A 14222-nucleotide genomic window follows, 5' to 3' on the forward strand; every position below is an offset into this window, starting at 1 on the left:
TTGCGCTTAATCGTTGATATTCCGGTATCGCGCCGTGTATTACGCAACCGGTTTAATATTCGGCTTTGCCGCTGGACGAGTCGAAGGTCTGAATTTCTCGCGTATGGCTTGGAAGGTGACGTAAAGAGACGGAATCGCGAATATTCCGATGAAAGATGCAGCTATCATTCCGCCGAAGACTGGTGTTCCGACATTTCGGCGCGCGAGCTCGGATGCTCCGACTGCGACGACAAGAGGAAGCAATCCCAGAATAAAGGCAAAGGAGGTCATCATCACCGGACGGAAGCGCAGGCGACTTCCCTCCGTGGCGGCTTCATCGAGCGCGACCCCTCGCTCGCGTTGTTCTTTTGCGAACTCGACAATCAATATGCCGTTCTTGGCGGCGAGCCCGATAAGGACGACCATGCCGATCTGTCCATAGAGATCGAGTGTCAATCCCCCGATCACGATGGCTGCAAAAGCCCCGCACACGCCGACGCTAACGGAGAGAAGCACCGGCACCGGAATGGTCCAACTTTCATAGAGAGCCACCAGGAACAGGTAAGCAAAAAGTAACGCAAACCCGAGTATGAGTGCGGTTTTTCCTTCGGCTCGTTTCTCCTGGAATGCCGTATCCGTCCATTCCCCGGCATATCCATCCGGCAGCGTGCGTGCGGCGACAGCCTCCATCGCATTCAGCGCTTGGCCTGAGGATACTCCCGCTGCAGGCGAACCCTGGACCGTCACGGCGCGAAGGTTGTTATAGCGAATGATCGATGGCGGACCGACGACGGTTCGAACCTCGACAAGACTGCGCATCGGGATCATCTGGCCTTTGCCGTTGCGTACGTTGATCCGGTAGAGATCGTCGATGCTTGAACGATCTGCAGCATCCGCTTGAACCTGGACCTGCCAGGTGCGGCCATACAGGTTCATGTTGTTGACGAAATATCCGCCGAGCGACGCCTGCAATGCTTGAAACACGTCGTTGAGCTTAACGCCCAGGATCTGCGCCTTGTTGCGGTCGATATCGAGGTAGAGTGAGGGATTCGTTGCCGAAAAAGTGCTGAACACGCGGTCGAGTTTCAGATCCTGATTGGCGGCGACAAGCAAACCACGCAAAACCTGCGCCAAGGCTTTCGGGTCTCCCCCGCGAAGATCCTGTAGGACATACGCGAAGCCCCCGCCGGAACCGAGGCCGATGATCGGAGGCGGGGCCAGGGGCACGACCGTGCCTCCGGGAATCCCGCGGAATTTGGGACCGAGACGTTCGATCAGCGAACGCACGCCCAGCGAGCGATCCTTGCGTTCCTCGAACGGCTTTAACGTCACGACCATGAACGCAGCATTCGACTGCGAAAAGTTATCGATAAAATTCAGTCCGATGACTGAGGTCACGTCCTGGACGGCTTCTTCGCCCTTGAGGATGGCTTCAGCCTTTCGCACGACATCGATCGTGCGACCGACCGATGCGCCGCCGGGAAGCTGTGCGAGCACAAACAATGCACCCTGGTCGTCTTCCGGGAGGAAACCGGTCGGGGTCATCTTGGCCAAACCATAGGTGCCCGCCAATGAGATACCCGCGAGCGCGAGACCGATCAGAGAAATTCGCAACAGGCGCGCAACGGCCGCCCCATAGGCGTCGCGCACATAGTCGATCGCCCGCATGACCGCGCCGATCGGGCCTCGTCTCGGTCCATGATGTGGCTTGAGGAGAATGCCGCATAAAGCTGGCGAGAGCGTAAGTGCATTGATCGCCGAGAGAAACATCGAAACGGCAATCGTCACCGCGAACTGGCGAAAGAGTTCTCCGGAGATACCCGGAATAAAGGCGACGGGCACAAAGACGGATAGCAGAACCAACGTTATGGCGATGATCGGCGCCGTGATTTCGGCCATGGCTTTTTTGGTGGCCTCGGCCGGCGACAGCTCCGGATGTTCCTCCATTACGCGCTCGACGTTTTCGACAACGACGATTGCATCGTCGACCACGATTCCAATCGCCAGCACAATTGCCAGCAATGAGACCGTGTTTGCGGAATATTCTATCGCCAGCAGGACAATAAATGTGCCGATCAAGCTGACCGGAACCGCCAGCGTCGGTATTAGCGTAGCGCGGACACTTCCTAGAAAGAGGTAGACGACGAGCACCACAAGAATGAAAGCCTCGATCAGCGTTTTGCGCACCTCATGGATGGTGTCCGTCACGAACTGCGTCGGGTCATAGGTAACCTTCCACGCCATGTCGTCCGGAAACCGCTTCTCGGCCGTTTCAAGCTTGGTGCGCACCGCTTTCAGGGTGGTGATCGCATTGGCCCCTGGCGACTGGTAGATCGCAACAACGGCGGCGGGCCCCCCATTGAAGAGAGTATCGCGATCGAGATTTGCTGCTCCCAGCTCAAGTCGGGCAACGTCGCCCAACCGCAGCACCGAGCCATCAGGGTTTGTCCGCAGCACGATCTTCTCAAAATCGGCAACGCTATTGAGGCGGCCTTTCGTCTGGATGTTGAGTTGGAGCTGTTGATCGTTCGATATCGGCCGTGCACCGATACGACCGACGGCGGCCTGGACGTTTTGAGCCTGGATCGCATTGATGATGTCACCCGTTGTCAGTCCCAATCCGGTCAGTCTATCGGTTTTGACCCAGGCCCGCATCGCGTAGTCTTGCGGGCCCCAAAGCACCGCGTCACCAACGCCCGGAGTGCTCTTGATTTGATCGAGCAGATTGATCGTGACGTAGTTGGATAGAAAAAGCGGATCGTAGCTATGCTTGGGCGAGTAAAGCGCTACCACCCCAAGCAAGGCTGAGGATTTCTTCTTGACGGACACGCCCTGGCGCTGAACCTCGGGCGGCAAGCTCGACAGCGCAACCTGCACGCGATTGTTGACGTTGACGGTATTGATATCTGGGTTGGTGCCAAGCTCGAAGGAGCAGATCAGCGTATAGCTGCCGTCGTCTCCGCTGACGCTCTTCATGTAGATCATTTTGTCGACGCCGACGACCTGCGCTTCGATGGGTTGCGCGATCGAAGTGTCGACAACGGATGAATTGGCTCCCGGATACGTCGTCGTCACCTGCACTTGCGGCGGAACGATATCCGGGTATTGAGCAAACGGGATTGCGTAGAGCGCTAGGATGCCGGCTATCGTCGTGACGATCGCGATGACAATGGCAAGTCTCGGGCGATCAACGAAGATAGAGGATAACATCCTTCAACTCCGATCTTGGAGTTGAGGGGTGGGCGTCGCGATTACAGCTGTGCCGGGGCGCACGCTCTGCAATCCGTCGACAATAACCTGCTCTCCTCCGCTCAAGCCTTCCTCAATGACAATATTGGTGCCTCCGCTTTCGCCGCCGGTCCTTACCCTCCTGATAGCCGCTTTTCCTTCATCCACGACGAATACGTATGTCCCTTGCTGATCCGCGATGAGCGCCGACTGCGGGATGACGACTTTTTCCACCGGCTTTCCGGCTTTAATCGATACATGGACGAGCTGCCCGTCGACGAGCGCGCCCTTCGGATTCGGAAAGGAGGCACGAACGAGTACGGTATCGGTCGTCCGATTGACCGTAACGTCGACAAAATTGACTGTACCCTCCTGGTCGTACTTGCTGAGGTCGGCGAACCGCAAACTTGCTTTCAACTGGGTGACGTCGAGCTGTTGTCCCGTTTGCTGCAAACGCAGAAATTCGCGTTGACTGACGGGGAACGTAACGTACATGGGGTCCTGACTGACGATGATCGTCAAAGGCCCGCTTTCGGGGCTTACGACATTCCCCTTGGTGACGTTCGTTCGACCAATTTTCCCGGTCACCGGAGCAACAATATCAGTGTAGCTGAGGTTGATCTTGGCCGTGTCGAGGTTTGCCTGATCGATAAGAATTGTGCCCTTGGCTTGTTCATCGGCGGCGCGTGCCTGGTCTCGGGCAACGGCCGAACCAACATTTCTCTCATACAATTCTTCAGCACGTTGCAGCTGGACTTCGCTCAATACTTTGGCGGCCTTACTCCGGTCGAGCGCGCCTGCGGCCTCTCCAACCGCGGCCTGAAACAGGCCCTTCTCAATTTTGTAGAGGGAAGCGCCGGCTTGGACTAAATCCCCTTCCTTGAATTCGACCGCTTCCAGGTAACCGGTGACACGCGCCTTGATCTCAACCCGGTCGATTGCCTCGATACGTCCGACGAAATCCAGTGATTTGGCGATTGGCTTACGCTCGGCGGCTACGACGCCGACGGAGACTTGTTGAGGAGCAGACTGAGAAAAGGCCAAGGTAGACATAAAATAAAGCGCAACGACTAGAGCTAATTTGCTGCGCATGCTCCTGCTCCATAATCACGATAAGCGTCGTGGAGGCCCGCGACTGGAAAATTCTAGTTAGTAAACGAGGAACTACGTAGAGACAGAAGGTCTATGTCGCTTGCCGCGACATTAAATTAGGTCCTACTAGAGTTGATGATTGAATCGCGCACCAATTCTATCGAGAGCCCATCCAACGATTAGGATGTTGGCTACACCGGTCACGCACCACAGCAAAAACGTCCAAGCGCCTCTAATTGCGCATTCTGATCTGCCTGCTGTCGTCCAACACCATGCGCGCTCGATGTAGAGTGTCATTTCGCGAGTGGCGATGCCCCATAATAGGATAACGAGCACCAAGATTATGGCACCCAAAACAACTCCAAACGCTTGCTTGAAGATGGACACGCTATAGTCCTTTTGGCGGTATGCTAGCAAAAACCCGCGCTGGCGCCAAGGGGCGTCTAATAGGTGTCGTGCTTGCCAGTGGCTCGACAGATCAAACTCGTCAGCAAAGCATCAAGCAAACATCACTACACAAACTGTTGGACGCTGAATTGATAGCGGCTTAGTATTAGCACGAGATAGCTAAATAAATTTTAGCCTACTTTATTATCGATTGGCTTCGTTAAATTTTAGGGCAAGCGCCCCTTAATTAGAAATGGAAGCACCGACATTACGCGAAAGAGCAACATCCCATATGTGATGGATTCGTAAAATGCGGATAACATCGGCGGCCTTTCGATGTCTGATAATCGCAGTGGCTTCCCTGCTAATTGTTGTTCCACTAATTAATGTTGCGAAGGCAGAGGAAGCACAACAAGAACAGACAGAGCAGAAACTGAAGCCGGAGCAGCTTGAGCAGCTCGTGGCGCCAATTGCGCTTTATCCAGACTCGCTGCTTTCGCAAATCCTCATGGCTTCCACATACCCGCTTGAAGTCATTCAGGCCTATCGATGGACGAAATCGAATCCCAAAACAAAAGGTAAGGCCCTTGAAGACACCATGCAGGCTCAGCCATGGGATGCCAGCGTCAAGTCTCTCGCGGCATTTCCACCTGTCTTAGCAATGCTGAACGATAAGCTGGACTGGACCCAGCAGCTCGGTAACGCCTTTCTCGCCCAACAAGCCGATGTTCTGACTGCCGTGCAAACCCTTCGCGAGCGCGCTGATCAAGCAGGCAATCTCAAGACGACGAAGCAGCAGAAGGTGACCAAGTCATCGAGCGGATCGCAATCCTACATAGAGATTGAGCCGCAGGATCCATCGGTCGTGTACGTCCCCGCCTACGATCCCAATGAAATCTATGGAACTTGGCCTTATCCATCTTATCCACCCGATTACTGGTATCCTCCAGGCTACATTGCAGGTCCTGGAATTTGGTGGGGCTCAGGCATCCTAGCCGGGGCCGTTCTCTGGGGAATCGCCAACTGGCCGAGGGCCGAGCTCTGGATCAACGCTAACCGATATAATCAATGGAATCGTACTAACATTGGCAATGGGAGATGGGAGCATAATGTTGCCCATCGAAGAGGCGTGCCGTACGCCAACAGACGTCTCAACGATCAGTTTCGCCGACCGTACCAAGGAAACTTCTCGGCGGCCCGGGAACAGTTCCGAGGTCGAGCTGAGGCGGGTCGGGCGGCGTTAGCAGGTGCTGCAGGTGGTGCATTTGCCGGACAAGCGCTCAAGAATCGCCCGTCGCAACGGCCTGCCCGTTCCGGTCAAAACACTCGGCCGAGGGCGACAGCCTTCGATCGAGGAGGTGGAGGGCCGAGCGCGCGACGCGCCAGTGCCCGGGGTCGATCTAGCCGTGCGGCGTCATTCAATCGCGGTGGCGCAAGGAACTTTCGAGGCGGCGGTGGAGGATTCCGCGGCGGTGGATTCCGAGGTGGTGGTTTTCGTGGCGGCGGGTTCCGGGGTGGTCGACGTTCGGATATCAGGGTCAAGCACGATATCGTTTTCCTTGGCCGGCTTTCGAACGGATTGGGCCTTTATCGGTTCGCGTACAATGGCAGTTCAAAACTCTATGTCGGCGTGATTGCTCAAGAAGCTTTGAAAATCATGCCGCAAGCCGTTGCGCACGATCGGGACGGGTATCTGGTCGTTGATTACAGCGAACTCAGCGTGCCTTTCCAGACTTACGATCACTGGATCGCTGCGGGGGCACGGCTGCCAAAGCTTAATCCGCATTAACGTGCGAGGATTCTGCCGATGTCTCAATTCAAGTGGTCGCACAATTCTCTCTGCTCGCTAGCGTTGCTTTCTTTCGTGGTCCTGCTTGCACTCTCGTTTCAGCTGGCAGCCGCAGAGGCGAGCCGAAAGGCATTCGCCACGCCCGAGGACGCCGTCAAATCGCTCGTCGATGCCGTAAAGGCAAATGACGAACAAGAGCTCATTTCCATACTCGGCCCATCGTTGAAGGAGTGGATCGAGTCCGGCGATCCCATCGCTGATCGCGAAGCCAGAGAAAAGTTCGTGGCTGACTACGAACAGAACAAGGAAATAGATACCAGTGAGGCGGGCAAAGCGATCCTGGTTATTGGAGAAGATGAATTTCCGTTCCCGATACCGCTCGTGAAAACGAACGACCAATGGACTTTTGACCCCGAGCAAGGCAAGCAGGAAATCATTGATCGACGCGTCGGCACGAACGAACTCGACACGATCGAAACATTGTTGGCAATAGTGGATGCGCAAAACGATTATGCCGAGCTCAATCCACTCGGCAAGGGCGCGCCCGAATATGCGCGCCGGTTCATCAGCTCTCCAGGGAAACATGACGGCCTTTACTGGCCGTCAAATCGATCGGAAGCGCAAAGCCCGCTAGGCACGCTTGTTGCCGAAGCCGCAACAGCAGGATATCAGCCGACCACAGAAGGTGGCGAGTCGTCGAAAAACCCATACCACGGCTACTATTTCCGAATGCTCACAGCCCAGGGCTCTCACGCTCCCGGTGGCGCATATTCCTATCTCGTCAACGGCCGGATGATCGGAGGATTTGCAGTAATCGCTTGGCCGGCAAAATATGGTGCCTCTGGGTATAAGACTTTCATGATCAATCAGGACCAGACAGTCTACGAAACAGATCTAGGAACAAACACCGCAGCCGAGGTGAAAAAAATTCGCACATTCGATCCCGATAAAAGCTGGAAAAGGATCGATACGAATTAGTGCGAGACGCGGGTCGCAATAGGTCGACACCCGTCTAGTGGAAGATACCAATGAGCGTAGGCAGACAGATTGCATTGATTTCACTGGCGGCAAAGAGTGCCATGGACTGAGCGTACTGTGTATCCAATGTGAGGTTGAAATGAAATTAATTAGCTTGTTTTCGAAAATCCATTTGATCCAATTTCTTTCTCTTTTGCTTTTGAGCGCACCCTGGACAGCCCCATGCCTCGCGGAAAACGGGATACCCAAAGCCACCGACCAAGCGGTTGAGGATGATACACGCAAAGCGTTCACGCATCTGGACGATTATCTAAAAAACAACGCGATCAAGTTCACCACATCATACGATGCACAAAGCATTTCACTTGGTACATCGCGAGGTGCGGCGCGATTTTATGTCGAACGTCCGAACTTATTGCGCCTCGAACTTTCTGGTGACGGTTTCTCGTACTTGATGATCTCCGACGGCAAAGTCTTCACCATCTACGATGAGAAAAAGAAGAAGTACGCGCAGCGGCCCGCAACCGAACGACCGATAGAGGCCGTGAACCTATTTACTGGATTAGCCGCGTTCCAAGCGCGAGTACCGCAATTTTTCGGGTTGGTTGGCGACGTTGCGAACGGCAACATCGAGCTGAAAGTCACAAAAGTGGGTGTAGACCGCGTTGGTGGCTTGGCGTGTGTTCGATACGATATGCAATACGTGTCCCAGGCAGATTCCGACAAATGGACGGTTTGGCTCCGCGCGGATGGTGTGCCACTTCCGTGCAAGACTTTCATCGAGAGCTCCGATGAAGGCAGCAAGCAAACCAATCTGTACAATTGGGAAAACAAGGCTCCGCAATCCGAAAAATACGTCTTTGTCCCACCGAGCGGTAGTACGGAGGTCGGCATCAGCGAACTATCTCTGCGACCGCTCCAATGAAATGTCTTGTTCCGGCGCCATCGATTCTTAGTGCGGTTCGGGAATAAATTTGAATGAGTGTGTTTCGCGTTCCGAAGGAGCGGCGACGTGCCGCTTCGGAAGCTTGACCTTCTCGCGCTTTATGTCCGTGTAAGGAATGCGACTAAGAAGATGCTCTATTATATTCAGCCGCGCCTTTCTTTTATCGTCAGATCGCGCGACGTACCAAGGCGCCCAAGGGGTGTCTGTCGCCGCAAACATTTCATCCCGGGCCCGCGAATAGTCATCCCAACGGGTGTAAGACTTCAAATCCATCTTGGATAGTTTCCAGATTTTTCGCCCGTCATCGATCCGTGCTTCAAGACGGCGCGTCTGTTCATCGGCGCTTACTTCCAGCCAGTACTTAATCAGGATAACTCCAGAGTCGATGATGGCCTTCTCGACGTCGGGCACGATTTTCAAAAATCGCTCGGCCTGTTTTTCCGAGCAGAATTCCATTACGCGCTCGACACCTGCGCGGTTGTACCAACTGCGATCGAAAATTACGATTTCCCCACCCGCCGGCAGGTGTGGAAGATAGCGCTGAATGTACATTTGAGATTTTTCCCGCTCGGTTGGAGCGGGAAGCGCAATCACACGGAAAATTCGAGGACTCACTCTTGCTGTTATGGCTTTGATGGTTCCGCCCTTGCCGGCTCCATCGCGCCCTTCAAACAAGACGCAAATTTTCTTTCCTTCGCGCCGGACCCACTCCTGCAGCTTAACGAGCTCTACGTGAAGACGCTTCAGCTCACGCTCATAGTCCTTGCGTTTGAGTTTTTTTTCGGCAGGAGCTTCTTCATCAACGTGCGCTTCCGCGCTTCTACTTTTTTCCATGTCGACCCCAGTCGAGCTGAGTTCTTTAAAATCGCAAATTTAAAATGCCGAACCAATTTCGCCTATCTGAGCCGCGTTAAAAAGGTGCCTAACGTTTAACGTCTATAAATTTCGATATTGCATCGCGGCGAGTACCGATAATCGATGCGTTAAGCCTACGGGGTAAGGAAGAAAGCGAGACCTAAGATTAGATAAACTGCTAGGAGTTGAACGCCCTTCAACCAATCCGATCGACCATCGCTAGCAATCTGGCCCGTGATGACGACCGCGACAAACACCGCGAGAACCAACCCTTTGCCGAAAAGGAGGTTCATGGGCTCGGGTCCCACGATCAAGCTCGCCAAGACAAGCAGAGGCGCAACGAACAACGCAACCTGAATGCTTGATCCGATGGCGATCGATAAACTGAGATCCATCCGGTTCTTCATCGCGGCCGTAACCGCAGAGGCATGTTCGGCAGCGTTACCAAGAATAGCGATCACAAATACGCCGATAAAAATATCGCTGAGACCGAGCGCGCGGGCTGTCGGTTCGATCGTACCGACGAGAATCTCGCTCAACCAAGCGATAGCTGCCGTGCATACTGCAAGTACGGTGACAGACCATGAAAGTGGCCAAGGTTGGCTGCTCGTTTCGTTGTCCGGCACGTTGGAGCCACTAAAAAAGGACGGGTGTGTCCAGAGCGAAAATAGAAGAAACATGCAGTAGACAACTAGCAGCGTGAGTGAAATCGAAATGCTGAGGGGTTTTTGACCGCCGACGTAAAACTCTCCTACAAGCCCGTGGTAGGCGGCGGGAATGATGAGTGCGATTGCCGCCAAAGTCAGCATTGTTGCCTGAGCGCGAGCGCCGGTCAGATTGAAATGCTGTTCGGGATATCGTGTGCCTCCGGCCAGCATGGAAGCGCCAAGGACTAGAAGAATATTGCCAACGATCGACCCCGCAATCGTGGCTTTCACAACGTCATATAGTCCGGCGCGAAGAGCTGCGAGCGCGATGATAAGTTCCGCGGCGTTGCCGAAAGTTGCATTGAGCAGGCCTCCGACGCCTTCTCCTGAACGGTCCGCCAACTGTTCTGTCGCCCGGCCGAGCCATGCGGCGAACGGCAAAATGCCGATGGCCGCCGTTAGGAAAATCAGCTCGTAACGTTCCGGCGCAAAATGGTGAAGAACAATCGCGATAGGGGCAAATATGACGAGCCAGTTTAACATCGCATGTTCCGTGACTCAGGATGAGGAAGGGCGTCTGTCTTGCCAATCGACCCAATCAACTGGATGCGACGTGAGATAAGCTCTGACAGCCGAACCAATTGTTGGACGCCGGTCAATTGAGTTTTAGCGCCGGCCGCTTCGGCGACGGGGGTGCGCGACGAACTGCTGCTAATTGGGAAGCCCTGAAAAAAGCCGGCTGCAAGATTGGCTGCACCAAGGCCAACCAGCTCCTGATTGGGGTCGACGTACGTTCGCGTGCGCGCCGCGTAGGCACGAGAAAGCACGCTCGTATCGGCAAAGGAGATGAGGGCGACAGCCAGGCCGCCTGACAGAACCGCCGTGAAATCCGCGACATTGATCCAGGGAATTGCGAAGGAAGGTAAGCCTTGCGGCAGCGGTCCTAAAACCGGCACGCCCGCACTCTTGCTAAGCTCAAAAATTCCAACGATTGCTGCCGCCCCCGCGACAGCAACTAACAGCCCCGGCACAACCTTGCTTTGCTTGAGAGCGAAGATTGTGGCTAGCGCACCTGCACCTATCAAGAATGCAGTCCAATTCACGCGCCCGCCAATTACACCATTGGCGATCGACCACAGATCATGGAGCGGTCCATGACTTTCGACGGAAAAGCCGAGCAATTTTGGTACTTGGCTCAGCAGGACCGTTAAGGCGATCCCGTTCATATAGCCGTAGCGTATGGGCTTGGAGAGGAGCTCCGTTATAAAGCCTAATTTGATCAATCCTGCTCCGACACAGACGGCGCCAGAGACGATTGCCATGGCGCTGGCAAGTGCGATCGCGCGAAGCGGATCACCCCCCGATAAGGGAAGAACGACAGCAAGGATGACCGCGGCAATTCCGACGGGGACGAGCATCGTCGCAAGAACAAGCCCAGCAACGATGTCGTGCTTGAGCCAATCCGGCCGATACCAACGCAACATCTGCAGACCCGGCAGCCAGCGGGCGAAGCCGGAGCGATCATCTGCTGATTGCGGGCGTAAGAGTTGGCTTTGCTTTGATGCAGACGAGGCAGCGGGGTCAGTGGCCATGCAGCTATACCATCGGCAGACCCTGATCTCCGAGCATCTATCGATCCGAGGGTTGTCTTCCACAATGACCCGACGCGCGTTCAACAGCAATAGATTTGAATAATGAGATTAGCGTCCGTCGAAACAGGCGATCGGCATCTGTCGGCCTTGGGGACTTCGACAACGCAATTAATTGCGTGCCACGAATCCGTCGTGGGCACTGGATCAAATTCAAAACGAAGTAGCATTGAAAGCCACGTATTTTGACTATCCAACACAACGCAAGTCCTGCGGAAACGTGATCGTCACATTAGGCTGCGGGCGATAACGAACTTCGTTCACCCGGAGGTAACGACCGCGATCGGAGCATGATGATAATTTGCGATAAAAAAATGAGGATCGAAACGCCTTGCGATTCCTATCTTGATTTTAAGCAAGGTCGGCATATGCTGCGGCGCATTGATATGCACAATGATTGTTTTTTTGAGTAGCTGCGTATGGCTGAGCCCGCAATTCCAGCTGCGTGCGCGACCAGCATCCAGGGGCCTTTCGGGCTGGTACAGGATGCATGGAACTATTCAATTGACGCTTGGCAGCGGGGTATTCTGTTTCTCGACGTATTGGAGCAAAGAAGTTCTAAGTATTACGAGCATGCCGCCAAGCTCGCACCACATGTTCTGAAATTTGATTGCGAACTCGTGCTCGACGGGCGTGAGTTTAAAAAGCCAGTAAATTACGCCCTTGTCCGCATCGTTCCGCCCGATGGCAAGAAGCCGGATAAATTCAAGCGTCCCTTTGTGATTGTGGATCCGAGAGCCGGGCATGGGCCGGGCATTGGAGGCTTCAAGCCACAAAGCGAGATCGGCGTCGCGATGAAGGCAGGCCACCCTTGTTACTTCATCGGATTCCTTCCCGATCCCGTCCCTAGTCAGACCATTGAGGATATCGCCGAAGCGGAAGCCATATTCCTCGAGCACGTGATCAGTCTGCATCCAGAAGCCGACGGCAAGCCGGCCGTGATAGGAAATTGCCAAGCTGGTTGGGCGGTAATGATGCTCGCGGCGGCACGACCAGAACTTTTTGGTCCGATCATTGTCGCAGGATCGCCCTTGTCGTATTGGGCTGGAGCGCCAAAACAAAACCCGATGCGCTACACCGCTGGCGTGCTCGGCGGCACTTGGATGACGGCTTTGCTCGGGGATATTGGAAACGGTAAATTTGACGGAGCGTGGTTGGTTTCGAATTTCGAAAATCTCAATCCCGCAAATACCCTTTGGTCCAAGCACTACAACCTTTATTCCAAGATCGACACCGAAGCTCCAAGGTATCTGGAATTTGAGCAATGGTGGGGTGGCCATGTGCTCCTCAATGCCTGTGAAATGCAGTTCATTGCCGACGAATTGTTCGTTGGAAATAAACTCTCATCGGCGTCCGTCAGATCTTCTAACGGCAACCGCATAGATCTTCGCAATATCAGCTCGCCGATCGTGGTCTTCTGCTCGAAGGCAGACAACATCACGCCGCCGCCACAGGCTTTGGATTGGATACTCGACCTCTACGACAGCGTTGACGATATTCGGGCTCATGGTCAGACGATCGTCTACGCTGTTCATGAATCGATCGGCCATCTTGGGATTTTTGTTTCAGGGTCCGTTGCCAAGAAGGAACATGATCAGTTCGCGAGCAACATCGATTTGATCGATGCGTTGCCGCCGGGTCTATACGAAGCTGTTATGACGCCCAAGGATCCCGACGATCCTACGGCGGATCTTATTTTGGGCGACTATCTTGTTCGTTTTGAAGCGCGCAGCTTGGATGATATCCGCGCTCTTGGCAGCAATAGCGCTGAAGATGACCGCGAATTTGCGACAGTTGCACGGCTTTCTGAAATAAATCTTGGTCTTTATCGCACATTCGTTCAGCCTTGGATGCGCGCCTGGGCGAATGAGAGTTCAGCCGAATTGATGCGCCGGTTTCATCCTTTGCGCATGCAATATGAGTTCTTCTCAGGCGCCAACCCGTTCATCCGGCCTTTGCTGTCCGATACCGGTCGGATCCGGGAAAACCGAAGGTCTGTTTCAAAAGACAATATCTTTTGGCAGATGCAAGAATGGTTCAGCGACTGGATGGTCCTGACACTCGATGCCTACCGGGATGTTCGCGACGATGCAGCAGAAGCGTGGTTTCACACGATTTATGGTTCGCCATTTCTTCAGGCACTCGTCGGTCTCAGGGCATCCGACGCAATCGCGCGTCTCAGAGTGGGAGATGACCCCGCGCATCACGCTCTCGTTGAGCAAAAAATAGCCGAATTGAAGCAAAAGATCGCCGATGGCGGCCCTCGAGAAGCAGTTATTCGCGCACTACTCTATGTACGCATGCCGGATGGAAACGTGGATGAACGCGGCTTCAATCTTCTGCGGAGAATGCGAGATGAAACCGGCAAGGGTTTGAACCTCGCCGCATTCAAACAAGTTCTGCGTGAACAGTTCTTGATGCTGCTTCTTGATGAGCGTCGCGCGGTCGCCGCCATTCCAGAGATGCTCGCGACCGACCCAGACTTAGCGACACGAATGAAGGGCAAGCTCGATCGCATGATCGAACTCGTCGGAGTTTACAGCAAGCAGGCTCGTACCCGCCTGGCGGAAGTGGAAGCGCTATTCGAAAGTGAAGACATCGCGACGATGCCCGCAAAGCAAGTAGCCATTTCGCCTCCGCGCAACAATAGAGCCGCGAAGCCGCATTAACGT

The 14222-nt window shown here is 54.3% G+C and carries 8 protein-coding genes and 1 pseudogene; 4 read left to right on the plus strand and 5 right to left on the minus strand.

Going from position 1 to position 14222, the window contains the following annotated elements; all coding sequences use genetic code 11:
• Nucleotides 1-39: 39 nt before the first annotated feature.
• Together HYPDE_RS15845 and HYPDE_RS15850 are read right to left on the minus strand one after the other, a co-directional pair.
• A complete protein-coding gene (locus HYPDE_RS15845; RefSeq protein WP_015599539.1) occupies nucleotides 40-3189 on the minus strand; it encodes an efflux RND transporter permease subunit in 3150 nt (1049 codons plus the stop codon).
• A gap of 3 nt (nucleotides 3190-3192) precedes the next feature.
• On the minus strand, nucleotides 3193-4299 hold the full coding sequence (locus tag HYPDE_RS15850; RefSeq protein ID WP_041320573.1) for an efflux RND transporter periplasmic adaptor subunit: 1107 nt from the start codon (nucleotides 4297-4299) through the stop codon (nucleotides 3193-3195).
• Nucleotides 4300-5038: 739 nt separating this feature from the next.
• On the opposite strand from HYPDE_RS15850, the gene HYPDE_RS15855 reads away from it, so the two are divergent.
• The 3 genes from HYPDE_RS15855 to HYPDE_RS15865 all read left to right on the plus strand — a co-directional run bounded on the left by HYPDE_RS15855 (nucleotide 5039) and on the right by HYPDE_RS15865 (nucleotide 8378).
• Nucleotides 5039-6475 carry a DUF3300 domain-containing protein gene (locus HYPDE_RS15855; RefSeq protein ID WP_051112015.1) on the plus strand — a complete coding sequence of 479 codons (1437 nt, stop codon included), beginning with the start codon at nucleotides 5039-5041 and terminating at the stop codon, nucleotides 6473-6475.
• An 18-nt stretch (nucleotides 6476-6493) separates the two neighbouring features.
• Nucleotides 6494-7453: a DUF2950 domain-containing protein gene (locus tag HYPDE_RS15860; RefSeq protein WP_015599543.1), complete on the plus strand. Its 960-nt coding sequence runs from the start codon at nucleotides 6494-6496 to the stop codon at nucleotides 7451-7453.
• A 139-nt stretch (nucleotides 7454-7592) separates the two neighbouring features.
• Complete coding sequence (locus tag HYPDE_RS15865) at nucleotides 7593-8378, plus strand: DUF2092 domain-containing protein (protein ID WP_144061293.1); 786 nt, start codon at nucleotides 7593-7595, stop codon at nucleotides 8376-8378.
• A gap of 27 nt (nucleotides 8379-8405) precedes the next feature.
• Here the strand turns inward: HYPDE_RS15865 and ppk2 are convergent, their stop codons facing one another.
• The 3 genes and pseudogenes from ppk2 to HYPDE_RS15880 all read right to left on the minus strand — a co-directional run.
• Nucleotides 8406-9233 (minus strand): polyphosphate kinase 2, encoded by an 828-nt coding sequence (gene ppk2 / locus HYPDE_RS15870; protein WP_015599545.1) that lies wholly within the window; start codon nucleotides 9231-9233, stop codon nucleotides 8406-8408.
• Nucleotides 9234-9388: 155 nt separating this feature from the next.
• Complete coding sequence (gene cax / locus HYPDE_RS15875) at nucleotides 9389-10444, minus strand: calcium/proton exchanger (protein WP_015599546.1); 1056 nt, start codon at nucleotides 10442-10444, stop codon at nucleotides 9389-9391.
• Nucleotides 10445-10518: 74 nt separating this feature from the next.
• Nucleotides 10519-11493, minus strand: a pseudogene (locus HYPDE_RS15880) (SulP family inorganic anion transporter); the annotation flags it as partial.
• A gap of 476 nt (nucleotides 11494-11969) precedes the next feature.
• Between HYPDE_RS15880 and HYPDE_RS15885 the strand changes: the two are divergent.
• Complete coding sequence (locus HYPDE_RS15885) at nucleotides 11970-14219, plus strand: DUF3141 domain-containing protein (RefSeq protein WP_015599548.1); 2250 nt, start codon at nucleotides 11970-11972, stop codon at nucleotides 14217-14219.
• Nucleotides 14220-14222 lie beyond the last annotated feature (3 nt).

The sequence above is a fragment of the Hyphomicrobium denitrificans 1NES1 genome (genome assembly GCF_000230975.2).
In the GTDB taxonomy this organism is placed as follows: Bacteria; Pseudomonadota; Alphaproteobacteria; order Rhizobiales; family Hyphomicrobiaceae; genus Hyphomicrobium_B; species Hyphomicrobium_B denitrificans_A.